The following is a 24438-nucleotide window of genomic DNA, read 5'->3' on the forward strand; positions in this document are numbered from 1 at the left end:
CGATGGAATGACAAATCTCGGCGACCTCGAAATCTTTTCCCGCGTCATCGCCATGGGCAGCATGTCGGCGGCCGGCCGGGCGCTCGGCCTGTCGCCCGCGGTCGTCTCCAAGCGGGTGAAGCGGCTGGAGGAACGCCTCGGCACCCGCCTCTTCCAGCGCACGACGCGGCAGATCTCGCTGACCGAGGCCGGCCAGGGCTTCTATGACCGCATCGTCGGCATCCTTTCCGGCATCGAGGAGGCGGAAGCCTTCGTCTCGGGGCGCTCCGGCGCCGTGCGCGGCACGCTGCGGATCTCCGCGCCCACCTCCTTCGGCCGCATGCATATCGCCCCCAATCTCAAGGGCTTCATGGACACCTATCCCGAGCTCGTCGTCAACCTGATGCTGACCGACGACTTCTCCGACATCGTCGGCGGCGGGTTCGACCTTGCGATCCGCATCGGCGAACTTTCCGATTCCTCGCTGGTCGCCCGAAGGCTCGCCTCGGTGCGGCGCGTGCTGTGCGCCTCGCCGGACTATATCGCCCGCCACGGCATGCCGGCCTCGCTCGACGCGCTGCCCGCCCATGTCTGCCTGCCGCCGCACACCCAGGACGTCTGGCGGCTGGAAGGGCCGGAGGGCAATGTCACCTATCGCCCGCAGGGACAACTCTACACCAATTCCAGCGAAGTGGTGCGGGAGGCGGTGTTCTCCGGCATGGGCATCGCGCTGCGCTCGACCTGGGATGTCGGGCCGGCGCTGAAGAGCGGCGCGCTCGTGCAGGTGCTGCCGCAATACGAGGGCTCGCGCAACGTGGTGCTCTCGGCGGTCTATCCGAGCCGGCAGTTCCTGCCCGTCAAGGTGCGGCTGTTCATCGACTATCTCGCCGACCTCTACGGCCCCCTGCCCTATTGGGAGCGCTGAGCACCGTCGACCGCACATGCGCCGATTGGCGCGGGCGGACCCTTGCGCTGGATTCTTGCTTTTACCGCGTTATCCAACGCCGAAGCGACTTCGCTTCGGCTGGAAATGCTCTAAGCTGCAGGCCCATGGCGGAGAGGACGGCGATGATCGGCAGGATGACAATGATGGCGGCACTGGTCGGTCTGGCGCTTCCGGCAGCGGCCGGCGCAAGGCCGCTCGACAACCTGCTCCAGGGTTTCGACGATGCTTGCGACTACAGCGACGCGCTGGCCGGCCTCCTGCAATCGAGCTACGCCTTCGCCCGCAAGGAAGGCGCGATCGCCATTCCGGCCGGCTACGAGGCCGTCTTCGGTCCACCCTCCGTCCGGCCGCAGGACGAGTATCTGCACATCGTCCTGCCCGTGACGGGCGGTACCTGGCGCGGCGTGCCGGTCAAGGAGATCGAGGTCTACATCACGGCGCTTGCCAGCGGCTTCAGCTACCAGGCGATCATCTTTCCGCCCAACGCGCTGGAGGCCGCCGAGGCAGCGTTCAGGGAACGAGGCCTTGCCGCACAGGAAAAGCTCGCGAAACAGGACGAAACCGGCTTCGGCTGGGACACCGGCTTTGCCGTCACCGACGGCGTGCCGCGCTACCAGTGCGACCTGTCGACCTGAGCGGCGGCAGGCCGCTGCGCTTTACGGCCCGGTCTCTTTGCTTTTACGCAATTCCGGACGCAAAACCGCTGCACACTTTTGCTGGCATTGCTCTAATGCTTGTCCTCTTCTGCATGGCGCTGGCGGATGGCGCGCACGAGCAGCCACATGCCGGCGATGACGAAGGGCACGGCGATGCCGGTCAGCGTTTCCGGCTTGACCGGCAGGCCGAGCCCGTGCGCCGCCTTGGCGACATAGCCGAAGAGACCGACCACGTAATAGGAGATCGCGGCGACAGACAGGCCTTCGACGGTCTGCTGCAGGCGCAGTTGCAGCTTGGCGCGGCGGTCCATGGAGTTGAGCAGGCTCGTGTTGAGCTGCTCCAGCTCCACGTCGATCCAGCTTCTCAAAAGCGCCGTGGCGCGGGCAAGCTTTCGCGACAGGTTCGCCTGCCGCTCCTCCACCGACTGACACGTGCGCATGGCGGGCGCCAGGCGCCGTTCCAGGAAGAAGCCGAGGGTCTCGTAGCCGGACACCGCCGTCTCGGCGAGCGTGCGGATGCGCTCCTGCACGATGCCGTAATAGGCGCGGCTGGCGCCGAAGCGGTAGAGGCTGAGCGCCGCATTGGCCTCCAGCTCGGCGGCGAGCCGGGTGATCTCCGTCAGCAGCGTATCGGCCTTCTCGCGGGCATGCTGCTTCATGGCATTGGTGATGCCGGTCAGCCCGTCCTCGATGCGGCGGATGTCCGGCGAGAGCGACTGGGCGAGCGGCAGGCCCATCATGGCGAGCGTGCGGTAGGTCTCGATATCGAGCAGGCGCTGGACGAGCGCGCCGCGCCCGGCCTCGGTCATGCCGCGGTCGATGACGAGGATCTGCGTCAGCCCGTCGCCGTTCTGGCGGAAGTCGGTGAGGATCGCGCCCTGGCCGTTCTTGATCTCGCTGTAACAGAGGCTCGTCGGGTCGAAGGTGGAGATCGCCGCGCGGGTTTCCGGCGTGTCCGGCCGGATTTCCAGCCGCACGCCCGAGATCAGCGTGCCGGGCGGCGAAAAGCTGTCGCCGAACGGATGGACCGGAACCTCGCCGCCGAACTTTTCCGGTGCCGGCGCATCCCAGAAATAGGTGGAGAACTCGGTATGCCGCTCCCAGCGCAACGTGCCCTGCCCCCAGCTCAGCGCGTGGTGGCTGGAATCGCGCCCCGGCGGAGAGATGCCGCGCGAGCGCGACAGTTCCCCCATCACGGCGTGATCGACCGCCGAGCCGCCTTCGGTCAGGAAGGCGAGCTGGAAGATGACGCGCGGCGACGGCACCAGCGCGTATGGTCTTGCGTGAATTTCCCCCAGCGCCTGCGCACGCGCGGTCGCCTGCGGAAAGGCGAAGCTGCCTTTTGCCATGTCTGCACTGTCCCCTCATGTGCAACAGCATAGTCTTAACAAATGTCAGGCCCCTGGAGATAGGGCGCATTGACGCAGGCCCGCTCCTCCCCACTGGACAAGATTGTTGACCAGTTTCGACCCACATTGCTAGTGTTCACCGGTGACCGACACCGCCTTCGACCTTTTCGCCCGCATCAGCCACAGCCGCACTGCCGACGAGGTCGTGCGGCAGATCGAACTGCTGCTGCTCGAAGGGGTGCTGCGCGACGGCGACCGGCTGCCGGGCGAACGCGAGCTTTCCAGGCGGCTCGACGTCTCCCGCCCCATCCTGCGCGAGGCGCTGAAGGAGCTGGAGACCCGCGGCCTGCTGATCAGCCAGCACGGCGGCGGCACCTATGTCGCCGACATCATCGGCCAGGTGTTCTCCCGCCCCGTCGTCGACCTCATCGCCCGCCACCAGCGCGCGACGGAGGACTATGTCGAGTACCGCCGCGAGTTGGAGGGCATCACCGCCGATCTCGCCGCCCGCCGCGCCACCGAATACGACCGGCAGATGCTGACCCGCATCATGGAGGCGATGCGGGAGGCCCATGCGGGCGGCTCCTTCGATGCGGAGCTGGAGGCCGACGTGGAGCTGCACAACGCGATCGGCGAGGCCGCGCACAACATCGTGCTGCTGCACACGCTGCGCGCCTGTTACCGGCTGCTGGCCCAAGGGATCTTTTTCCACCGCCACCTCGTTTTCTCCTCCGAGGACGCGCGCGGCCACCTGCTCGCCCAGCACGAGGCGATCTATGCGGCGATCATGGCCGGCGACGGGCTTGCGGCGCGAAAGGCCGCCCAGGCGCACATGGATTACATCGCCACCGCCATCCGCGAGGCCGAGCGCAGCGGCGAATGGCAGCGGATTTCGCAATTGCGCATGCAAAAGCGCGGGCTTCCCCCGCAAGCCTGACTTGCGCCGCAAATCTCGCGCAAGCAAGATGGGCTATACAGACTCAACCGGCCCGTCCGACAAGAGGAACGAAAAAGACCTTGAACATTCTCAACCGCATCGTCAGCGACGTCCATCTCATGTTCCGCCGGCCCGCGCGCGAACAATACGGCGCGCTGTGCTACCGGGTGAGGAAGAAAAAGCCGGCGATCGAAATCCTCCTCATCACCAGCCGCGACACCGGCCGCTGGGTCATCCCCAAGGGCTGGCCGATGGACGGCAAGAGCGCCGCGGCGGCGGCCGCGCGCGAGGCCTGGGAAGAGGCCGGCGTCAGGGGAAGCATCCGCGCGGCACCGATCGGCAGCTACAACTACCTGAAAGGCCTGCCGCACGGGCTGAAGGTCGATTGCCGGGTGCGCGTCTTCCCGCTCTCCGTCGACGACCTCAGCGAGAATTTTCCGGAGAAGGACGAGCGGCGCGCCGAATGGGTGACCTGCCAGGAGGCCGCCCGCCGCGTGCAGGAGCCCGGCCTCAAGGACCTCATCCTCGCCTTCGAGCGCACGATGCTCGCCGAAATCGGCCCGAACGGCACCCCCGACGCCTGATAACGCCCCCGATCGGCCCTTGTCATATTGCCGCCGGTGCCCTGAGACGATAGTGCCTGTCGGCTGAGAGCCCCTGATGCGACCTCCGGACGGAAGGCTGCCGCGGGAATTTCGTCCGCTCGCGAGAAACCGGCCCCGGCCGATGCCCAGGCATCGGCGATGTCCGGTGACAAAGGGACGGCGGAAAGCACCGGCAGACAGACCCCGGCGGTCGTGCCAGGGGCTCCAAAACGGAGCAGCAGGAATGGCCAATTCACAGGTTCAGCTACGCAAGCCGACGCTGGACAAGGACCTGGAAAAACTCACCTTCACCGAACAGGCGACGCATTTCGTGCTGCGCTCGTGGACGGGCGTCGGCATCGCCCTCGTCTTCCTCCTGATCGCCATGGCCGTCGCCAACAGCTTCGCCACCGGCACGCCGGGCGTGCTGGTCGCCATCACCGCGGCGCTCGCCGCCTACATGGCCATGAACATCGGCGCCAACGACGTGACGAACAATGTCGGCGCGGCCGTCGGCGCGCGCGCCATGAGCCTTGGCGTCGCCCTCGTCATCGCCGCGGTCTTCGAGATCGCCGGGGCGCTGCTGGCCGGCCAGGGCGTGGCGGCGACGGTCGCCTCGGGCATCGTCGACCGGTCGATCTTCCCCAGCCCCGAGACCTATGCCTGGGCGATGATGGCGGCCCTCGTCTCCGCCGCGCTCTGGATCAACATCGCCACGCTCGCCAATGCGCCGATCTCCACCACCCACGCCATCGTCGGCGGGGTGATCGGCGCGGGCGCGGCGGCGAGCGGCTTCCACAGCGTGCAATGGGACGCGATCGCCGTCATCGTCGTGAGCTGGACCGTCTCGCCGATCCTCGGCGGCGTGATCGCCGCGGCGTTCCTCTTCTTCATCAAGGAATTCATCATCTACCGCGAGGACAAGATCGGCGCGGCGAAGACCTGGGTGCCGGTGCTGGTCGCGGTCATGGCCGGCGCCTTCGCGGCCTTCATCGCCAATGGCGGCACCAACGGCGCCTTCGATCTCTCCCTCCGCGCGGCGCTCCTCATCGGCCTTGGCGTCGGCCTCGCCACCTATGTCGCCACCCGGCCGATCGTCCGCCGCCATGCGGAAGGGCTCGACAACCGCAACCAGTCGCTGCGCACGCTGTTCCGCATCCCGCTGATCTGTTCGGCGGCGCTGCTGTCCTTCGCCCACGGCGCCAATGACGTGTCGAACGCCGTCGGCCCGCTCTATGGCGTGGTCTCGGCCCTGCATGCCGACGCGGGAAGCGGGGCGGCAATTCCGCTCTGGGTCATGGTCATCGGCGCCTTCGGCATCTCGCTCGGCCTCCTGCTGTTCGGCCCGCGCCTCATCCGCATCGTCGGCAGCGAGATCACCAAGCTCAACCCGATGCGCGCCTTCTGCGTGGCGCTGTCCTCCGCCGTCGCCGTGCTGACGGCCTCGGCCTTCGCCATTCCCGTCTCCTCGACCCATATCGCCGTCGGCGCGGTCTTCGGCGTCGGCCTGTTCCGCGAATGGTACACGCGCAACTCCCGGCGCCGCATCGACTATATCCGCAGCCGCGGCAGCCGCATCGCCCCGGAGGAGGAGCCCGTAAACCTCGACGAGACGCGCCGTCGCTACCTCGTGCGGCGCTCCCACTTCATGACGATCGTTTCGGCCTGGATTGTGACGCTGCCCATCTCGGCGGTCCTCTCGGCCATCGTCTTCCTCGCCCTCAACGCGCTTTTCACCTGAGAGACCGACCATGCGTGCCAATTACCGGATGCAGCGCCTCTTCGTCGGCGATGCCCTTGCCGCGGGCGTGGCCTTCGAGGCGTCGAAGGACCACTTCCACTACCTCGCCAACGTGCTGCGCATGGCGGAGGGCGATGCCGTTCTGCTCTTCAACGGCCGCGACGGCGAGTGGCATGCGACCCTTTCCTTCCCGACCCGCAAGCGCCTCGTCCTGACCCCGGTCGAGCAGACCCGGCCGCAGCCGGCGCCGTCCGACCTGCACTACCTCTTCGCGCCGCTGAAGGTCGGCCGGCTCGACTATATCGTGCAGAAGGCCGTGGAAATGGGCGCCGGCATGCTGCAGCCGGTCCTCACCCAGCATGTGCAGGGCAAGATCACCAGCCTCGAGCGGCTGCAGGCGAACGCCGTGGAGGCGGCGGAGCAGTGCGGCATCCTGGCGATCCCGCAGGTCACGGCGCCGAGGAAGCTTGAGGACCTGCTGGCCGAGTGGCCACGCGAGCGGCGCATCATCTTCTGCGACGAAGGCCATGGCAGCCAGAACCCGCTGCCGGCGCTCAAGGCGATCGAAGAGCGCAAGCTCGCCCTGCTCGTCGGCCCGGAAGGCGGCTTTTCCGACGAGGAACGCACGCTGCTGCGCAATCTCGCCTTCGTGACGCCGATCCCGCTCGGCCCGCGCATCCTGCGCGCGGACACCGCGGCGGTGGCGGCGATGGCCGTCATCCAGGCGGCGATCGGCGACTGGCGCTGAGCGGATTTGCGCGAAAGCAAGAAAGCGCTTTGATAAAAATGTCGAATGGGTTTTTTTGAATCTGCCTTGAAAGGAATTTGCTTGCACCGCATCTAATTCCGGTCCAAGCACCCTCCCAAGGCCCGGCGTTCCGCAGGGCGCCATCCGTTCAGAAGAAGACGCCCATGGCCCGTGACACCACCGACCAGACGCCGATCCGCACCGTCGCGGACATGGCGGATTACCTCGCCGCCGGCAACAAGCCGAAGGAGAAGTTCCGTATCGGCACCGAGCACGAGAAATTCGTCTTCTTTACGGCCGACAACAGCCCCGTGCCCTATTTCGGCGAGGCGAGCATCTCGGCGCTGCTGAACGGCATGCAGGCCAAGACCGGCTGGGACCCGATCATGGATGCCGGCAACATCATCGGCCTTGCCGAACCCTCCGGCATGGGCGCCATCTCGCTGGAGCCCGGCGGCCAGTTCGAGCTTTCCGGCGCGCCGCTGGAAAACCTGCACCAGACCTGCAAGGAATCCAACCAGCACCTCGCCACGCTGCGCGAGATCGCCGAGCCGCTCGGCATCCGCTTCCTCGGCATGGGCGGCAGCCCGAAATGGACCTTTGCCGAAACGCCGCGCATGCCGAAAAGCCGCTACGAGATCATGACCCGTTACATGCCGAAGGTCGGCACCAAGGGTCTCGACATGATGTACCGCACCTGCACGATCCAAGTGAACCTCGACTTCTCCTCCGAAACCGACATGCGCCGCAAGATGCAGGTCTCGCTGAAGCTGCAATCCATGGCGACCGCCCTCTTCGCCTCCTCGCCCTTCACCGAGGGCAAGCCGAACGGCCTGCTCTCCTGGCGCGGCGACATCTGGCGCGACACGGACAACAACCGCTCCGGGCTCATCCCCTTCGCCTTCAAGCCGGATTTCGGCTTCGTCGACTATGTCGAATGGGCGCTCGACGTGCCGATGTATTTCGTCGTGCGCGACGGCAAGTACCACGACTGCACGCACATCACCTTCCGCCAGTTCATGGCCGGCGCGCTGAAGGGCGAGCTCGCCGACTGGGAGCCGAACCTCGGCGACTGGACGAACCACCTTTCCACGCTGTTTCCCGACGTGCGGCTGAAGCGCTTCCTCGAAATGCGCGGTGCCGATGGCGGCCCGTGGCGGCGCATCTGTGCATTGCCCGCCTTCTGGGTGGGCCTGCTCTATGACGACGGCGCGCTGGATGCCGCCGAGCGGCTTGTGCGCGACTGGACGGTCGAGGAGGTGACGGCGCTGCGCAACGCCGTGCCCGCGGAAGGCCTCAAGGCCGATTTCCGCGGCAAGCCGCTGCTCGACATCGCCCGCGAAGTGGTCTCGATCTCCCGCCAGGGCCTTGCCGCCCGCGCCAGGATCAATGGCGAGGGCGTCGACGAGACAATCTTCCTTGCCCCGCTCGACGAGGTCCTGGCGAAGAAGGCGACGCTCGCCGAAGACATGCTGGCGCTCTACAACGGCCGCTGGAACGGCTCCGTCGAGCCGGTCTTCACCGACTACCAGTACTGAGGCACCGCACCAAAAAGCGGTTTGCGCGGCCAAGATTCCCGTTATAGTGCAGGCACATGCCTGCCAACGGGAAAGGGTCCGTTATGCTTTCGCTCTACGACATGATGATGCAGGCGCAGAACGGCAATGCCGTCGAGACCATGGCGCGGCAATTCGGGCTGGCGCAGGAACAGGCGGCCAAGGCCATCGCCGCGCTGATGCCGGCCTTTTCCGAGGGCTTCAAGCGCAACGCCGCCAATCCCTATGATCTTGCCGCCTTCATGACCGCGCTGACATCCGGCGACCACGTCAAGTATTTCGAGGACATCAGCAAGGCCTTCACGCCGCAGGGCCTTGCCGAGGGCAACGGCATTCTCGGCCACCTCTTCGGCAACAAGGACGTTTCCCGCGCCATCGCCGCACAGGCGGCGCAGATGACCGGCATCGGCCAGGACATCTACAAGCAGATGCTGCCCGTCATGGCGAGCACGCTGATGGGCGGCCTCTTCAAGCAATCCTTCGCTCCCTTCTTCCCCGGCGCGGAAGCCGGAAAGACACCCGCCAACCCCTTTGCCGACATGATGCAGCAATGGGCCGAAGCGACGGGCATGGCCAGGAAACGGGAGCCGGCAAACCCCTTCACCGACAACCCCTTCATGCAGGCCGCCCAGGAGTTCTTCGGTACGAAGAAGGAGGCGCCGGCCAATCCGTTCACCGACAACCCCTTCGCCAAGGCCTTCCAGGACATGGTGGCGGGCATGGCCGGCCAGCCCGCGGGCAGCGGCAAGACCGCCGAACAGGCCGATTCCCCGGCCGATTCGCTCAAGTCCTTCGTCAACACGATGTTCGATACCGGGCTGGAAATGCAGAAGGATTACCAGCGCAACGTGGAATCGATCTTCGAGACCATCCGCAGCCGCATGGAGCCGGATGGCGGCAAGAAGGCCTGAGAACGGGGCGTAGCGCGGCCGCATCCATCGACACACGAAAAAGCCCGGCGCGGACTTTGGGAGTCGCACGCCGGGCAAGCAGCAGGGCTATTGGCTCTCACCCTGCGGGGAAGTCAGGTGCCGACCCGGGAGATAGGTCGGCACCGTGAGAAATCAATCCAGACGGCCGCTGCGCAGGTGACGGCGGGCGCGTTCACGCGCCGCGATCGTCAGATGCAGGCCCGCATCGGCGAAGAAGGACGCGGTCCGGACATCCTGCACGTCGCTCCGGCACAGCCCCATGTCGAGAAGCTGATGATCGTCGAGCTCGTTCAGCCGGTTGACCACACGGCGATTCTGCCAGGCGCGGACGAACCTGTAGGCGGCGTTGCGGACGCGGGCGAAGAGGCTCGGAGCCGGACGGCGCGTTGCGAGGCTGTCGATTTCCAGTCTGCGGTCGATCATGCGCATGGCATTTCTCCTTTCCGGCCCGGCGATCCATCGTCCTTCGATGGGGTTTCGCACGGCACCCGTGATCGTTCGTCGCCCAGGGACAGGGCGGCGGTTCGAAGGTCATGTTTCAGGCAGAGCCATCGCCGGGAGGTCGAGGGAAGGCAACGGATCCCGCCGAACGATGACTGCCGGCAGGGGCAATCGTTCGACACTTGCTTTTTCGCAGAAAGCCATTGATCAGTCCAACGAATGTTTCTAATAGTATCAATCAAACAATCTTATGGATATCGTTATGTCCGCTCCGCTAGACATAGACCAGCTCCAGACCTTCGTCGCCATTGCCGATACGGGCAGCTTCACCCGCGCCGCAGAGCGGGTCTTCAAGACCCAGTCGGCCGTTTCCATGCAGATGCGGCGCCTCGAGGAGCGCATCGGCAAGCAGCTCTTCATGAAGGACGGCCGGGGCAACCGGCTGACCGCCGAGGGCGAACGCCTGCTCAACTATGCCCGCCGGATGCTGCGCCTCAACAACGAGGCCATCGCCGCCTTCGACGACAACCGCCTCGAGGGCCTGCTGCGCATCGGTACGCCGGACGACTATGCCGACCGCTACATGCCCGAAATCATCATGCGGTTCGCCAAGACCCACCCGAATGTCGAGCTTTTCATCGTCTGCGAGCCCTCGGTGGACCTTGCGGAGAAGATGGCCAAGGGCGAGCTCGACATCGCGCTCGTCACCCACAATCCACGCCAGCGCCAGTCCGACGTCGTGCGGACGGAGCCGCTCTGCTGGGTCATGTCGGCCAACCATCCGCTGCCGGAAAACGCACCGGTGCCGCTCGCCGTCGGCCGGCGCGACTGTCAGTGGCGGCAGATCGCCTGCGCGGCGCTTGATTCCGTCGGGCGGGACTACCAGGTGCTGTTCACCAGCTGGTCGTCCACCGTCGTCGCCGCGGCCGTCATGGCGGGCATGGCGGTTTCGGTGCTGCCGGAATCGGCGCTGCGTCCCGGCATGAAGGTGCTGACGCAGGCGGACGGTTTTCCGCCGCTCGCCCCGGTACAGATCGGCATCATGCGGCGCCCGGGCCTTTCGCCCTCGCTCTCCAACGCCATCACCAGCCATATCAGCGCCTGCCTCGACAACATCACGCCGCTGACGGCCGTCGACGACCTGCCGGAAGCCGAGGTCAAGGTCTTCCCGCGCCTGTCGCGGCTCCGGCCCGGCAATATCCTGCCCGGATGGTGACGCAGCTTCCCCTCGACGGCATTCCCGCTGGCAAGGCCGGGCCGTCGACGGTGACGATCCGGCCGGCCCGAGAGGACGAAGTCGAGACGCTGTGCCAGATCGAGCGCTCGGCCGCGCAGGCCTTCCGCCTGATCGAGGCCTTCTCTTGGCTCGCCGTCGGCGACGTGCAGAGCGCCGAGCGGCACCGCGAGCTGATCGGGGCGGGGACCAACTGGGTGGCGGCGGCCGGAGGCGACCGTCCGGTCGGCTTCCTCAGCGCGGAGATCGCCGGGCAGGACCTGCATATCTGGGAGATCTCGGTCGATCACCTGCACCAGGGCTTCGGCATCGGCCGCAAGCTGATCCGGCACGCGATCGACGCGGCAGCGGCGCGCGGCCTTGCCGCGGTGACGCTGACGACCTTTCGCACCATTCCCTGGAACTGCCCTTATTATGAGCGGCTCGGCTTCAGCACGCTGGACGAGGCCACGCTTTCGCCGCGCCTCAGGGACGTGCTTGACCTGGAGGCCGAACACGGGCTCCAGCGCGACACGCGCTGCGCCATGCGCCTCGACCTGCCGGAGGCATGAACCCGGCAGGCCCTCGGACGCTCAGGCGAGGTTCGCCTTCAGGAAATCCACCGTGCGCTGCCAGGCGAGATCGGCCGCGGCCTTGTCGTAGCGCGCGGCGGAGGTGTCGTTGTTGAAGGCGTGGTTGACGCCGTCGTAGATGTGGATCTCGAAGGTCTTGCCGCTCTCCTCCAGCGCCTTGCGATAGGCCTCGATGCCGGCATTGATGCGCTCGTCGAGGCCGGCATAATGCAGCATCAGCGCCGCCTTGATGCCGGGCACGTCCTCCGCGGCGGCCTGCGCGCCGTAATAGGCGACACCCGCCTTCAGCTCCGGCGACCTGGCGGCGAAGCGGTTGACGAGGCCGCCGCCCCAGCAGAAGCCGACGGCCCCGACCTTGCCGTTCGCGCCGTCGAGCTTTGCGAGGAACTGCAGGCTCGCCTCGGCATTGGCCACCGTCTGCGCCGGATCGAGCTTGCCGATCATCTCGCGCGCCTGGTCCTCGTTGTCCGGCGTGCCACCCGCGGGCGAGAGGAAATCGGGGGCGAGGGCGATGAAGCCTTCGAGCGCCATGCGGCGGGCGACGTCACGGGTGTGCGGATTGAGGCCGCGGTTCTCGTGGATGACGATGACGCTGCCGAGCGGAGCCGTCGCCTCCTTCGGGCGCACCAGATAGCCCTTCATCTCGCCGGAGCTGCCGCCATAGACGACATCCTTGGCGGCCAGGCGCTCGTCGTCCGAGGCGATGATCTCGGCACTCGCCGAATTGGCCGCGAGCAGCGGAACGATGGCGGCGGCGGCCGCACCGGAGCCGGCAAGCGCGGTCAGGCGCTCCATGAAGCGGCGGCGGTCGAGCGTCAGGTGGGTGTATTCGTCATAGGCGTTGATCATCGCCTGCGTGATCTGCGGCTTGTCCATGGCGGATCCTCCGGCTGTGTTCTCCGCCGGATAAGATAGGCCCCGCACCGAAACCTGCCGAACACAACTGCGTTACCGGCCCGTCAGGTGAGCGCGAGCCAGACGCCCAGCCATATCCACAGAAGGCCGAGTACCGCCAGCCCCGCAATGAAGAGCGGCCGGCGATACCGCAGGCGGTTGCTGGTGACATGCACATAGGCATGGACATAACGCAGCGCCACGAACAACCAGCCGCCGGCGACGGTCACGGGATTGTCGGCATCGACGAGGTAGAGAAGGATGCTCACCGCATAGAACAGCACCGGCAGCTCGAACTGGTTGGCGATGGCGTTCCTGACGAGGAGGCTTTCGGCCGGCTCCTCGCGGTTCTCGCGGAATTGTTCCGGGCGTGCCCTGCCCTCCTTGACCGCGCGCATGCGGCGCGTGGAGAGCAGCAGGTAGAGGCAGAAGACGAGCGCGACATGCGCGATCATCGGCCAGAGCGTGGCTTCCGTGGGAGACATGATCGTCCTTCGACTTGTCGTTTCGAACCGGTTTAGGGGTTTCCGGCGGAAGCCTCAACCGCAAAGGACATCACGACAAGCCGAAGGAGGATGCGTGTTATTGCGGCGTCAGGGTTTCGGTGCCCGAACCGTCCTTGCCGCTGATCGTCCAGGCGCCTTCCAGCGAACCGTCGTCCTTCACCTGGTAGACGATGAGGCCGACCGCATCGCCCAGCACGTAGCCGGCGGCGAAAGCGTTGTCATAAAGCATGCAGATGCCGTTCGAGGTGGTCCCGCCGGTGTTCCATTCGATCGAGCAGGTCGTCTCGCTCGTCAGCGCGATCGTCGCGGTGCCATTGTAGGGCGAACCGTCGAGGTTCGTGCCTTCGACAGTGTAGGTGCCGGCATTGACCGTCTGCGCATGCGCAGGCACGACCAGCCCCAGGCCCAGAAGGGCGCCAGCCAGTATCGTCTTCATGTTGTCCCCCAGCGAAAACCGGCGAGATTGCCGGTCGCCAATCCTAGCGCATACGTGGAAAAACAAAACAGGATTCGCGCGGGTCCGGAAGACGGGAATGCCCGGCAAAGCTGGGCATTCAAAGGCATATCAGCAATCGGCGAACAATCAGACGGCGCCCGGATAGTTCGGGCTTTCGCGGGTGATCGTCACGTCATGGGCATGGCTTTCGCGCAGGCCCGCGCCGGAGATGCGCACGAAGGTCGCCTTCTCCTGGTAGTCCTTGAGGTCCTTGCCGCCGACATAGCCCATGGAGGCCTTGAGGCCACCGGCGAGTTGGTGCAGCACGCCCGAGACCGGGCCCTTGTAGGGCACCTGGCCCTCGATGCCTTCCGGCACCAGCTTCAGCGTGTCGCGCACTTCCGCCTGGAAGTAGCGGTCGGCCGAGCCGCGCGCCATGGCACCGACGGAGCCCATGCCGCGATAGGCCTTGAAGGAGCGGCCCTGGTAGAGGAAGACCTCGCCCGGGCTTTCATCCGTGCCGGCGAGCAGCGAGCCGACCATGACGGCCGAGGCGCCGGCGGCGATCGCCTTGGCAAGGTCGCCGGAGAACTTGATGCCGCCATCGGCGATGACCGGGATGTCGGCAGCCTGCGCCGCCTCGACCGAGGCCATGATCGCTGCAAGCTGCGGCACGCCGACGCCGGCGACGATGCGCGTGGTGCAGATCGAGCCCGGGCCGATGCCGACCTTGACGGCGTCCGCGCCGGCGTCGATCAGCGCCTTGGTGCCGTCCGACGTTGCGACGTTGCCGGCCATGATGCGCACGGAGTTCGACAGTTTCTTCACGCGGGCGACGGCGTCGAGGACGCGCTGCGAATGGCCATGCGCCGTGTCGACAACGATGAGGTCGACGCCGGCCTCGATGAGGCGTTCGGCGCGCTCGAAGCCGTCATCGCCGACGGAGATGGCGGCAGCGGCGCGGAGCCGGCCCTGCGCATCCTTCGAGGCATTCGGGTTGAGCTGCGACTTCTCGATATCCTTCACCGTGATGAGGCCGACGCAGCGGCCGTCGCCGTCGACCACCAGCAGCTTCTCGATGCGGTGGCGGTGCAGGAGGCGCTTGGCTTCCTGCTGGTCGACGGTTTCCTTCACCGTGATGAGGTTCTCACGGGTCATCAGCTCGTAGATCTTCTGGGTCGGGTCGGAGGCGAAGCGCACATCGCGGTTCGTCAGGATGCCGACGAGGCGGCCGGCCTTGCCGCTGCCGCCGTTCTCGACGACCGGGATGCCGGAAATGCCGTGCGCCTTCATCAGCGAGAGCGCCTCGGCGAGCGTCGCATCCGGGCCGATCGTCACCGGGTTGACGACCATGCCGCTCTCGAACTTCTTCACCTGGCGGACTTCCTCGGCCTGTTCGGCGGGCGTCAGGTTGCGGTGGATGACGCCGAGGCCGCCGGCCTGGGCCATGGCGATGGCAAGGCGGCTTTCCGTCACCGTGTCCATGGCGGAGGAGAGGATCGGCAGGTTGAGGTCGAAATCGTGCGCGATGCGGGTGGCGATGTTCGTCTGGCCCGGCATGACCTCGGAGTGGCCGGGTTGCAGGAGAACGTCGTCGAAGGTCAGGGCTTCGAGACCGGTTGCCGTTTCAATGATGCGCGCCATGGGCCAAGTTCCTTTGAGGGTAAAGCTTGCGCACCAAGGGGAACATTGGGAGTTGTCCGCCTCGGTCGCTTGCAAGAAATTCTTGGAAGTTGGCGAGGGCTGGTAACACGTTCATGACGGATTGGGAATAGCAAAAAGCCCGCAATCGCGTCGGCACCCGGCTTGCCGGCAGGCCGGCGCGACCCGCCCCTGCCGGCGCTTTCTTCCGGCAGGCGGCAGGAGGTCGCGTCAAGGGCTTGAGGGACCGTCGTCGAAACGCCGGCCTCAAAGATCGAACTGATAGCTCATAGGCACGAACCGATAGCCCTCGCCGGCCTTTTCAACGAAGCCCGCCGCCGGGAACGGCATGTGGTAGCCGATGAAGGCGAGCCTGTCGGTGGCGATCATGTCGAAGACCTTCTTGCGCGTCGCGGCGGCCGCCGCCTTGTCCATGTCGAAGCGCACCTCCCAGTCGGGCCGCTGCAGCGAGAGCACGTAGTGGTTCGCGGTATCGGCCGTCAGCAGCAGCGCCTTGCCCTCCGATTCGACACGGAAGATCATGTGCCCCGGCGAATGGCCGAAGGCGTTGAGCCCGCGGATGCCGGGCACGACCTCGCCCTCGTCCTCGATGAAGGTGAGCTTTTCGGCGAGCGGCTGCACCTTGGCGAGCACGCCCTGGTGGCCCTGTTCGGCGGGCGTGCCCATGCGCTCGGGATTGACCCAGAAATCATATTCCGTGCGGCCGGTGACGTAGCGCGCATTGGGGAAGGCCGGCTTGCCGCCCTCCATCAAACCGCCGATATGATCGCCGTGCATATGGGTGATGACGACGACGGAGACCTGATCCGGCGTGTAGCCGGCGTAGTCCAGCCCTTCGAGAAGGCGCCCCATGCCCGCCTCGCGGCCACCCTCCCCCATGCCGGTATCGAAGAGCACGACCTCCGCGCCGGTATCGACGAGCGTCGGCGTGAAGCTGTTGACGAAGCTGTCGGCCGGAAGGAAATTTTCCGTCAGCAGCGCGCCGACCGCCTCGGCAGACTGGTCGGTGCCGAAGGTCTCGTTCGGCGCGCCGGAGGGGCGCATGCCGTCGCGCACCGTCAGCACGCGGAAGCTGCCGAGCTTGAAGCTGCGGGCCTCCAGCGGGCTCACGCGCATATCGGTGGCATCGCTTGCGGACTGGGCAAGAGCGGCGGCGCGGTTCAGCACCAGGGGCGCGGCCAGCGTGCCGATGCCGGCGGCGAGAAACAGGGATCTGCGCGAGATTGTCGAAGGGTCGCCCATGGCTCTATCCTCTCTGGTGAAAAGCTGCCGCGCCGGCACGACGGCCGGCGCCCGCATGAAGATGACACGCGTCCATCTAGGGCGCTGTCACAATCCGGGCACATGCCATCACGGGCTTGTGATGCCGAAGCGCCGGCCGACCTTCGGCATGCCCCGCGCTCCGGTCCCGCGCTTTCTGCACGCCGGCCGCGGCACACTTTCGCGCCCCGTGCGTCGCAGGCGATTTCCTCGCGATTTGACAGATCGCAGCAAGGAGCGCAGAAGACAGGCGGGCCTGCGCAAGGGCCTCGTACCCCGATTTGCCGATGAACCGTATCGTCCCGCTCATCCTTGCCGTCGCGCTCTTCATGGAGCAGATGGATTCCACCGTCATCTCCACCTCGCTGCCGGCCATCGCGGCCGATCTCGGCGTGGGACCGATCACGCTCAAGCTGGCGCTCACCTCCTACATGGTGTCGCTCGCGACCTTCATTCCGCTCAGCGGCTGGATGGCCGACCGGTTCGGCGCAAAACGCGTCTTCCGCCTCGCCATCCTCGTCTTCGTCGCCGGCTCCATCCTCTGCGCCATCGCCGACAGCCTCGTCGCCTTCGTCGTCTCCCGCTTCCTGCAGGGCATGGGCGGAGCGATGATGACGCCGGTCGCGCGCCTCGTCCTGGTGCGCAGCACCTCGCGCTCCGAGCTCGTCTCGGCCATGGCGCTGCTGACGATCCCCGCGCTCGTCGGCCCGCTCGCGGGCCCGCCGCTCGGCGGCTTCATCACCACCTACTTCTCCTGGCACTGGATCTTCCTGATCAACGTGCCGGTCGGCATCGCCGGCTACATCCTGTCCGGCGTCTACCTGCCGGACATCCGCGCCGCCGCCCCGCCGCCGCTCGACTGGCTCGGCTTCTTCCTGAGCGCCGTCGCCGCTTCCGGCACGATGTTCGGCCTGTCGGTCGTCAGCCTGCCCGCCCTGCCGCCGGTCATCGGCGTCGTCGCCACCGCCATCGGCCTGCTTTGCGGCGTGCTCTATGTGCGCCATGCCCGCCGCCATCCGACGCCCCTGCTCGACCTCGCGCTGTTCCGCGACAATGCCTTCCGCGCCGCGGCCATCGGCGGCACGCTGTTCCGCATCTCGGTCGGCGCGGTGCCCTTCCTGATGCCGCTGATGCTGCAGGTCGGCTTCGGCCTCTCGCCCTTCCAGTCCGGCCTCGTCACCTTCACGGGCGCCATAGGAGCCATCACCACGAAATTCCTCGCCAAGCGCGTGCTGACCTTCGCCGGCTTCCGCACCACACTGATCGTCGCCAGCATCTGCGGGGCGATCCTGACCTTCGTAAACGGCCTCTTCACGCCCGCGACGCCCTTCTGGTTCATGGCCGGCGTGCTCTTGATCGCGGGTTTCGCCCGTTCCTTCTTCTTCACCAGCGTCAACGCGCTCTCCTTTGCCGATATCCCCGACGCCGACGCCAGCAAGGCGACCGCGATGAGCGCCGTGCTTCAGCAGATCAGCCTGGCCTTGGGCGTCGCCGTCGCCGGCTCCATCCTGGAGATCGAAACCCTGCTCACCGGCTCGCCGCTCGAGCTCAGGGATTTCCAGATCGCCTTCATGATCATTTCCGCCCTGACGCTCGCCGCTGTCCTGCCGTTCATCACCATGGCGAGGAATGCCGGCGCCACCGTCTCCGGCCACCGCCTGCCGGCGCGGGAGGAAGAAACGGCGGCGGTAAAATAACCTCGCCCCGTCCCGCGAATCGGCGCGAACCCCAAGCGTGCCGCAAATCCCCGGCCGGTTCGCACCCACCGCATCCCCTTGAAATTCCTCACCTCCCCTTTCCGGGAAACCACGACGCCCTCCCAGGCGCGCACCCTACCCGCCGACCCGCACCGGCTCCCACCTTTTGCCCGCGCGAACAATGCATTACACCTACCCCAGTCGCCTCCTCGCGGAGGCGTGGATTGAAACCGGATCAAGTTCGACTCGGGCTTCGAGATCGTCGGTCGCCTCCTCGCGGAGGCGTGGATTGAAACCCCAGGTCCAGCCGATTGACCGTTTCAGCTTCCCCGTCGCCTCCTCGCGGAGGCGTGGATTGAAACCCGTTGCCGCATGGGCGGGGCGACGGGTTCGCGCGTCGCTTCCCCACAGAAACGGGGAGGAAAAGGCCGGCGCCGGTATGGGCTGGATCTTTGCCGAGGCGGTGCGCTTCGGCCCGGCGCGGCCTATTCCGGCCTTTCGCACACTGCGGCGAGCTTGTTGCCGTCATGGTCGCGGATGAAGGCGGCGTAGAAGCTGGCGTGGAACGGGCGCAGGCCGGGGGCGCCTTCGTCGGTGCCGCCGGCGGCAAGGGCCGTGGCGTGGAAGGCATCGACGGCGGCACGCGTCGGGGCGACAAGCGCGATGGTCACGCCGTTGCCGAAGGTGGCGGGCTCCCGATTGAAGGGCTCCACGACCCAGAAGCGGCAGCGTACATCCTTGTCCGCCGCATAGCCGATCTCGCCCGGCACCTGCTTCAGCCGGCGATAGCCGAGCGGCGGCAGCACCGCGTCATAGAAGCGGCCGGCGCGTTCCAGATCGTTCGTGCCGACGGTGGTGTAGAGCAGCATCAGGCCTCCTCTTCCGCCCCGGCCGTCCCGTCCTTGGCCGTGCGGCCCTTGAACCCCTTGGCGAGCAGGAACATCTCCACCGATTCGGCGCGCGAGGCGCCGGGCTTCACATGGATGACCTGCTTGAAATTCTGCTTGAGCATGTTCAGCAGCTCGCGCTCCGTGCCGCCCTGGAAGGTCTTGGCGAGGAAATGGCCGCCTTCCGCCAGCACCTCGACGGCGAAATGCGCGGCGACCTCGCACAGATGCATGGTGCGCAGGTGATCCGTCTGGCGATGGCCGGTCGTCGGGGCGGCCATGTCGGAGATGACGAGGTTCGGCGTGCCGCCGACCGCCGCGATCAGCTTCTCCGGCGCGTCGGGCTCGAGAAAGTCCATCTGGAGGATGGTGACGCCCGGCAGCGGGTCCATTTCCAGGAAATCGATCGCCGCGACGCGCGGATCGGCATCGGTCGAGCCGGTCACCTTGGCGGCGATCTGCGACCAGCTGCCGGGCGCCGCGCCAAGATCGATGATGCGCTTCGCGCCGGCGAGGATGTTGTGCTTCTCGTCGATCTCCAGGAGCTTGAAGGCCGCGCGGGCGCGATAGCCCTCCAGCCTGGCGCGCTGCACATAGGGATCGTTGATGTGGCGTTCGAGCCAGCGGCGCGAGGAGGCCTTCAGCTTGCCCTTCTTGACCTTCTGGCCGAGCTTTCGGCCGATGGGGGGCTTGGTCATGACGCCTGTCCTTCGGGCTTCGCCGGGTTGCGGGGACCGCCGCGGTGGTTGCGACGGTGGCGGCCGCGGCGCCAGACGCCGTCGTCGGCCATCATGTCGGTGAGCAGGCCTTCGCGCAGGCCCCGGTCGGCGACGCGCATGCGGCGCGAGGGCCAGCGCTTGCGGATCGCCTCCAGGATGGCGCAGCCGGCGAGCACGAGGTCCGCCCTGTCGGGCCCGATGCAGGGATTGGCTGCGCGGGCGGAAAAATCCCAGGAGAGGAGCCGCGCCTGCATGGCCGTCACCTCGTCGTCCGAGAGCCAGACGCCATCCACCCGGCGCCGGTCATAACGCGGCAGGTCGAGATGCACGCCGGCGAGCGTCGTCACCGTGCCCGACGTGCCGATGAGATGGAAATCCTCCGGCGCCACGCGCACCACATCGCCCGGGCAATCGAAATCCGCCAGCATGGCCTCGACCTCCGACACCATGCCCGCAAAGCTCTCGGGCGTCACGTCCCGCCCGCCATGGCGTTCGGACAGCGTGACGACGCCGACCGGCAGCGAGGTCCAGTGCGTGATGTGGTTGGCAAGCCGGCTGGAGCGGTTCTCGCCGATGCGGATGACCGCGATTTCCGAGGAGCCGCCGCCGATATCGAAGAGCACGACCGATTTCGCCTCGCGCCCGACCAGCGAGGAGCAGCCGGACACGGCAAGCCGCGCCTCGGTCTCGCGGTTGATGATCTCGAGGTCGAGCCCCGTCTCCTGCCGCACCCGCTCCAGGAACGCCTCGCCATTGGCCGCCGCGCGGCAGGCCTCGGTGGCGATCAGCCGGGCGCGGCGGATGTTGCGGTTCTTCAGCTTGGCCGCGCAGATCCTCAGGGCCTCGACGGAGCGGTCCATCGCCTCGTCGGAAAGCCGGCCGCTCGCCGCAAGCCCCTCGCCGAGGCGCACGATGCGCGAAAAGGCGTCGACGACGCGGAACTGGCCGGGCCGGGTCGGCTGGGCGATGAGGAGGCGGCAATTGTTGGTGCCGAGGTCGAGCGCGGCATAGAGCGGCACGTCGTATCCCTCGCGCTCGGCCGGACGGAGGGGGGCCTGCATCTCGCGGCGCGGCTCCGGGACGTGGGGAACGGCGCGCGCCTCGACGGCCTGTTCGGCCGCCGGATGCGTGACGGCCGCCTCGGCAGACGCCGGCACGGCGCGCGCGCCGGTCTTCCGGCCCCGATGCTTGCGACGGTTCCTGCGGCCTTCCGCCTGGCGCTGGTCCTCGCCGGGGGCTTCCCGCTGGCCGACGGGCGCAAGCGGGCGCACGTTCTCGCCGCCGGCACCCTTGCCACGCCGGCGACGCTTGTTCCTGCGCGCGGTATCGCCACCGTCGATGGCCTTGGGGCGCTCAGCCGATCCGGACGAACCGGCCGCCTGGCCTGCGGACAGGGAGACGGCAGAGGGACTTGTCGCGCCCTTCTGCTTGCCCTTGCGGCGGCGCGACCGCTTCGGCCGCCCCGCATCGCCCGCATCTCGCGCCCCGGAAACGGGCGGCTTCACGCCGCTGTCGGGGTCGTTCACGTTACTGCCTATGGCGCCGCGCAAAGCTTCAAAGCTGCAAGCAGGCGCTCTCTCGATCTTCGTTGCCGCGACATTACCAGCGCCCGGCCCGTTCGCCAAATTCTTTTTATGACGATCCGACGACACCTCGCCGCAAACCCGGCCATGCACACAGCGCCTGCATTTTTCCCAAAAAAACCATTTGCATCTCGCCGCCTTTTGTTTATAAGCCCGCCTCACAGGCGCCGGCCAAGCCGGTATCGCCCCTGCTGGGGAATAGTTCAACGGTAGAACGACGGACTCTGACTCCGTTAATCTTGGTTCGAATCCAGGTTCCCCAGCCAAAAACTTCTAACTAAATATCAATGGCTTAGCTTTCTCCGCCTGGGAAGGCCGCATATTTTCATGTTGCGCCTTGTTGCGCGCCAATACCCTGATTTCCAGTCGTTTCCCGCCACACTCGGCAAATCCATGCGACATGCTTTGCAACATGGAGGACGACGATGACTCGGAGGGGATATGATGTTTGCGCCCGACATCGAAGATGCCTTCGCCGGCTACGCAAAGGAGGAGGACCTATCCCGGGAGGAGGCCCTTGCACGGCTGGTCCGCGACTGGCTGATCGGGCAAGGCGCAAAAGCTCTCCTTGCGCTCGCCGTCGACGTGGTCGTCTGTTCCGTCACCGTCACGCGGTAGGCGAGGTTATCGACCTGGGACGCCACCTTGCGGCTGTCGGCTTCCAGCCCCTTGAAGCGCTCCTCGACGCGCGCCTCATTGGTCTTCACCTCGGCAAGGCGGTCCTTGTGCAGCGTCTCATGGCCGCCACGCCAGTTCTGCAGCTCCTCGATATCGCGGCTCTTGTCCACCCATATCGTCACCCCGCCGATGCACATCCCGGCGAGGGTGATAAGCTGGATGACCGTGTTGAGATTCCATTCCATCGTTCGCGCACGGGTAATGCCCATGGTCTTTTCCTCGGTCATCCGCTCTTCCTGCATGCTTGGTCAGGGCGCGTTTTTCGGCGTCAGGTAGGGTCAGGATCGCCGGCAGGCCGATGGTTATGGCGTACAGCGCGAGGTATCCGTACCACGGGGTGCCTTCAGGCATGAACGGAATGCCGATCGTGCCGGTTGCAGCGCCGCAGCTATAGTTTCAATCAGAACTCCAATCACCCGCAGACGACCAGTTCCATCGACTCCACGGTAATGCTCGCGCTTGTTGCACCGCCCCCGTTAGCATCGGTAAAGAACGTCCATGCTCTATTGGCAGAAAGGCAATCGACCGCATCTGTCTGGATTTCAGTGATCGCGGCACCGCCGTTATATGCCACCTTTGAGAAGGTTTTCTGCGCGTTGCCGGCCGTTGCTATACACTCAACCTCAAGCACCCACGGTTGAGCCGAGATACTGCCAGGTAGCGAGAGCGCCGAGACGGCGTTGCTCGCAAGGCGCAACTGCAAAGAAATCGTGGCATCAGATGGCGTCGTGACGGTTCCCCACGCCCGAAACTTCACACGTTTCGTGTTGTTGACGAACCAGCCGGCGGTGGCGGTGTAAAGGGTGCCGCCGATTTGAGTAGCGCTTCCCGTGCCGGTGACGGTGGTCGGCGTCATGTTTTTGTACAGCGACGTGTCGATAGTCCCGATTTGACCGTGGTCATTAACGATGCCGCTCGCCCCGCGCCACTGATAGACCTCTTGGTTGCGATCAGTGGGGTCGGATTGGTTGAAGATATTCGGGACAGCATTGTTTCTGGACATGTGGCCAGCCGTCCAACCGCTGACAGCCACGGTATTGCGCTTGAAATTATTGCCCTCGGCCGATGTCCGCGAGTGTATCTCGATGTTCAAGCCAACGGCACAGTCTTCGATTTCATTGTAATCGATGTGGCCATAGCTTACGCGCGTAATCTTGAACCCGATGCCGCACTCATAGGCCCCGTTATGATCCTCGAAAGACCATGTTCTTGGCGTAAAGCTACCCTGTCCGTTCGAGGCGGCCCTGAAGCCAGTCCCGCAAAGATAAGCCTCACAGCGCGTTGTGCGAATAAATGACGAGTAGCCTGCTGAGAATCCAGTAAGACAGCTTACGGCGGTGCAGTCCTCCAATTCGATTTGACAGTTGCGCTCAGCGAGCGCGCCATAACCAGATGAGAAGTTTATGAATTTCAGATATTGCAGGTACACATTAGTCCGACCGAGGAAATACATCCCCGCAGTCTGATAGAGCGCGTAGGCACCGTCAAAAACCGTCTGCGGGTCGCGAGCCGAGCCTGCCCCGATGAACCTGATAGGGTTCTTGAAAGGCGGTAGATTAGTGAAATTTGTAGCATCCGGATAGGTGCCGGCCGCGAACCGGAACTCCCAGTTGCCGTCACGCTGATCGGCTGTCGTGCCGAAAAGGATGCTCCTTACCTTGGCGAGTGTCTGGACCGGCTGGGAGGCCGACAGACCGTCATTTAAATCTGACCCGACCGCCGATACATAAACAATATTGACGTTGCTGCCGGTTGGCGTAATGCGCCATACATCGCTGCCGCGCAGGATGCGCCCAGGGCCGGTGTGAACGACGTGCCAGAAATTCGGGATGCTCTCCGTCGTGAAAAAATCAGTATTCGGCCAATGGATGGTTGCCTTCACGAGATAGGCAAAGGCGACGATAGCTTTGACCGCCACAGTGTCATCGGCCACGCCGTCGCCGACGGCACCCGCCATGAAGGGCGTCACGGCCAACTCGTCGAGAGTCCACCATTTCCCGCCATTCTGAAACTTCAGCGCGTGCGGTGGCTCACTTGCGGTTTCTGCGAAATGCGCCCGGCGATCTTCGACAAAAACTCGGTCCACCGAGGACGGAATAGGATCAGTTGGCGCCGTGACGAACGTTGCAATGCGAAACACGCCGGTTGTCGGCTGCAAGGCCGTATCCGCTTTTGCGCCCTGCGCTGATGTTGCGAACCCGGCCTCGTTGGCTTTAAGAGCTTCCAAAGCTGCCTGCACATTTGCAGCAGCAAGATCTGGAATAGGCGCGACAGCTACGTCAATTGCGTCAACCATATGTATTCCTCCAGAAAATTGGCAGCGAAGCGGGGCGTTAGCCACCACGCCGGTATTGATTCGATGTTCGCCAGCTAAAGTTGAAATGGCGCCGACGAATAATCAATAGAAACGGCCAAACAGTGCGAAAAACCGTCGTCGCCAA

General features: G+C 65.7%; 23 protein-coding genes and 1 tRNA gene. 12 read left to right on the plus strand and 12 right to left on the minus strand.

The window, feature by feature from the left end:
- The first annotated feature begins 7 nt into the window (after positions 1-7).
- Positions 8-904, plus strand: a complete 897-nt coding sequence (locus tag MUU56_RS14165; protein WP_244767925.1) for a LysR family transcriptional regulator — start codon at positions 8-10, stop codon at positions 902-904.
- A 164-nt stretch (positions 905-1068) separates the two neighbouring features.
- On the plus strand, positions 1069-1560 hold the full coding sequence (locus MUU56_RS14170; protein WP_244767926.1) for a hypothetical protein: 492 nt from the start codon (positions 1069-1071) through the stop codon (positions 1558-1560).
- 92 nt (positions 1561-1652) lie between these two features.
- On the opposite strand, the gene MUU56_RS14175 is transcribed toward MUU56_RS14170, so the two are convergent.
- Positions 1653-2930 carry a DUF3422 family protein gene (locus tag MUU56_RS14175; protein ID WP_244767927.1) on the minus strand — a complete coding sequence of 426 codons (1278 nt, stop codon included), beginning with the start codon at positions 2928-2930 and terminating at the stop codon, positions 1653-1655.
- Between the two features lie 142 nt (positions 2931-3072).
- Here MUU56_RS14175 and MUU56_RS14180 point away from each other — a divergent pair, with 142 nt between their 5' ends.
- The 6 genes from MUU56_RS14180 (at position 3073) to MUU56_RS14205 (ending at position 9407) form a co-directional block, all read left to right on the plus strand.
- The gene (locus MUU56_RS14180; protein WP_244767928.1) at positions 3073-3867 is read left to right on the plus strand and encodes a FadR/GntR family transcriptional regulator; all 795 of its coding nucleotides are present in this window, start codon (positions 3073-3075) and stop codon (positions 3865-3867) included.
- Between the two features lie 80 nt (positions 3868-3947).
- Entirely contained in the window at positions 3948-4451 is a 504-nt protein-coding gene (locus tag MUU56_RS14185) for an NUDIX hydrolase (RefSeq protein ID WP_244767929.1), read from the plus strand.
- A gap of 244 nt (positions 4452-4695) precedes the next feature.
- A complete protein-coding gene (locus tag MUU56_RS14190; RefSeq protein WP_244767930.1) occupies positions 4696-6192 on the plus strand; it encodes an inorganic phosphate transporter in 1497 nt (498 codons plus the stop codon).
- A gap of 10 nt (positions 6193-6202) precedes the next feature.
- Positions 6203-6940, plus strand: coding sequence for a 16S rRNA (uracil(1498)-N(3))-methyltransferase (locus MUU56_RS14195; protein WP_244767931.1), 738 nt, complete (start codon positions 6203-6205; stop codon positions 6938-6940).
- Positions 6941-7104: 164 nt separating this feature from the next.
- Complete coding sequence (locus MUU56_RS14200) at positions 7105-8478, plus strand: glutamate--cysteine ligase (RefSeq protein WP_244767932.1); 1374 nt, start codon at positions 7105-7107, stop codon at positions 8476-8478.
- 83 nt (positions 8479-8561) lie between these two features.
- A complete protein-coding gene (locus tag MUU56_RS14205) occupies positions 8562-9407 on the plus strand; it encodes a DUF937 domain-containing protein (protein ID WP_244767933.1) in 846 nt (281 codons plus the stop codon).
- 153 nt (positions 9408-9560) lie between these two features.
- Here MUU56_RS14205 and MUU56_RS14210 read toward each other — a convergent pair whose 3' ends face one another.
- A complete protein-coding gene (locus tag MUU56_RS14210; protein ID WP_244767934.1) occupies positions 9561-9857 on the minus strand; it encodes a DUF1127 domain-containing protein in 297 nt (98 codons plus the stop codon).
- A gap of 274 nt (positions 9858-10131) precedes the next feature.
- Here MUU56_RS14210 and MUU56_RS14215 point away from each other — a divergent pair, with 274 nt between their 5' ends.
- Both MUU56_RS14215 and MUU56_RS14220 read left to right on the plus strand, forming a co-directional pair.
- A complete protein-coding gene (locus MUU56_RS14215; protein WP_244767935.1) occupies positions 10132-11085 on the plus strand; it encodes a LysR substrate-binding domain-containing protein in 954 nt (317 codons plus the stop codon).
- Positions 11082-11654, plus strand: a complete 573-nt coding sequence (locus MUU56_RS14220; RefSeq protein WP_244767936.1) for a GNAT family N-acetyltransferase — start codon at positions 11082-11084, stop codon at positions 11652-11654. The genes MUU56_RS14215 and MUU56_RS14220 overlap by 4 nt, the downstream gene beginning before the upstream one ends.
- A 21-nt stretch (positions 11655-11675) precedes the next feature.
- On the opposite strand, the gene MUU56_RS14225 is transcribed toward MUU56_RS14220, so the two are convergent.
- From MUU56_RS14225 to MUU56_RS14245, 5 genes are all read right to left on the minus strand, one after another.
- Positions 11676-12551: a dienelactone hydrolase family protein gene (locus MUU56_RS14225; RefSeq protein WP_244767937.1), complete on the minus strand. Its 876-nt coding sequence runs from the start codon at positions 12549-12551 to the stop codon at positions 11676-11678.
- An 83-nt stretch (positions 12552-12634) separates the two neighbouring features.
- A complete protein-coding gene (locus MUU56_RS14230; RefSeq protein ID WP_244767938.1) occupies positions 12635-13054 on the minus strand; it encodes an MAPEG family protein in 420 nt (139 codons plus the stop codon).
- 97 nt (positions 13055-13151) lie between these two features.
- Positions 13152-13511: a hypothetical protein gene (locus MUU56_RS14235; protein ID WP_244767939.1), complete on the minus strand. Its 360-nt coding sequence runs from the start codon at positions 13509-13511 to the stop codon at positions 13152-13154.
- Between the two features lie 147 nt (positions 13512-13658).
- Positions 13659-15155 (minus strand): IMP dehydrogenase, encoded by a 1497-nt coding sequence (gene guaB, locus MUU56_RS14240; protein ID WP_244767940.1) that lies wholly within the window; start codon positions 15153-15155, stop codon positions 13659-13661.
- A gap of 264 nt (positions 15156-15419) precedes the next feature.
- Positions 15420-16415, minus strand: a complete 996-nt coding sequence (locus tag MUU56_RS14245) for an MBL fold metallo-hydrolase (RefSeq protein ID WP_244767941.1) — start codon at positions 16413-16415, stop codon at positions 15420-15422.
- 305 nt (positions 16416-16720) lie between these two features.
- Here MUU56_RS14245 and MUU56_RS14250 point away from each other — a divergent pair, with 305 nt between their 5' ends.
- Positions 16721-18130 carry a DHA2 family efflux MFS transporter permease subunit gene (locus tag MUU56_RS14250; RefSeq protein ID WP_244767942.1) on the plus strand — a complete coding sequence of 470 codons (1410 nt, stop codon included), beginning with the start codon at positions 16721-16723 and terminating at the stop codon, positions 18128-18130.
- Positions 18131-18615: 485 nt separating this feature from the next.
- Here MUU56_RS14250 and MUU56_RS14255 read toward each other — a convergent pair whose 3' ends face one another.
- From MUU56_RS14255 to MUU56_RS14265, 3 genes are read right to left on the minus strand one after another with little or no spacing between them, the layout of a single operon-like run.
- Complete coding sequence (locus tag MUU56_RS14255; RefSeq protein WP_244767943.1) at positions 18616-18999, minus strand: VOC family protein; 384 nt, start codon at positions 18997-18999, stop codon at positions 18616-18618.
- A complete protein-coding gene (locus MUU56_RS14260) occupies positions 18999-19715 on the minus strand; it encodes an RlmE family RNA methyltransferase (RefSeq protein WP_244767944.1) in 717 nt (238 codons plus the stop codon). The genes MUU56_RS14255 and MUU56_RS14260 overlap by 1 nt, the downstream gene beginning before the upstream one ends.
- Complete coding sequence (locus tag MUU56_RS14265) at positions 19712-21262, minus strand: Ppx/GppA phosphatase family protein (protein WP_244767945.1); 1551 nt, start codon at positions 21260-21262, stop codon at positions 19712-19714. The genes MUU56_RS14260 and MUU56_RS14265 overlap by 4 nt, the downstream gene beginning before the upstream one ends.
- 249 nt (positions 21263-21511) lie before the next feature.
- Between MUU56_RS14265 and MUU56_RS14270 the strand changes: the two genes are divergently transcribed.
- Positions 21512-21585: transfer RNA gene (locus MUU56_RS14270), tRNA-Gln, on the plus strand.
- Between the two features lie 213 nt (positions 21586-21798).
- Here the strand turns inward: MUU56_RS14270 and MUU56_RS14275 are convergent.
- Entirely contained in the window at positions 21799-22224 is a 426-nt protein-coding gene (locus MUU56_RS14275) for a hypothetical protein (protein WP_244767946.1), read from the minus strand.
- Between the two features lie 185 nt (positions 22225-22409).
- Positions 22410-24293, minus strand: coding sequence for a right-handed parallel beta-helix repeat-containing protein (locus MUU56_RS14280; protein WP_244767947.1), 1884 nt, complete (start codon positions 24291-24293; stop codon positions 22410-22412).
- Positions 24294-24438 lie beyond the last annotated feature (145 nt).

Origin of the sequence: Shinella yambaruensis (assembly GCF_022899355.1) — a bacterium.
Lineage (GTDB): Bacteria > Pseudomonadota > Alphaproteobacteria > Rhizobiales > Rhizobiaceae > Shinella > Shinella yambaruensis.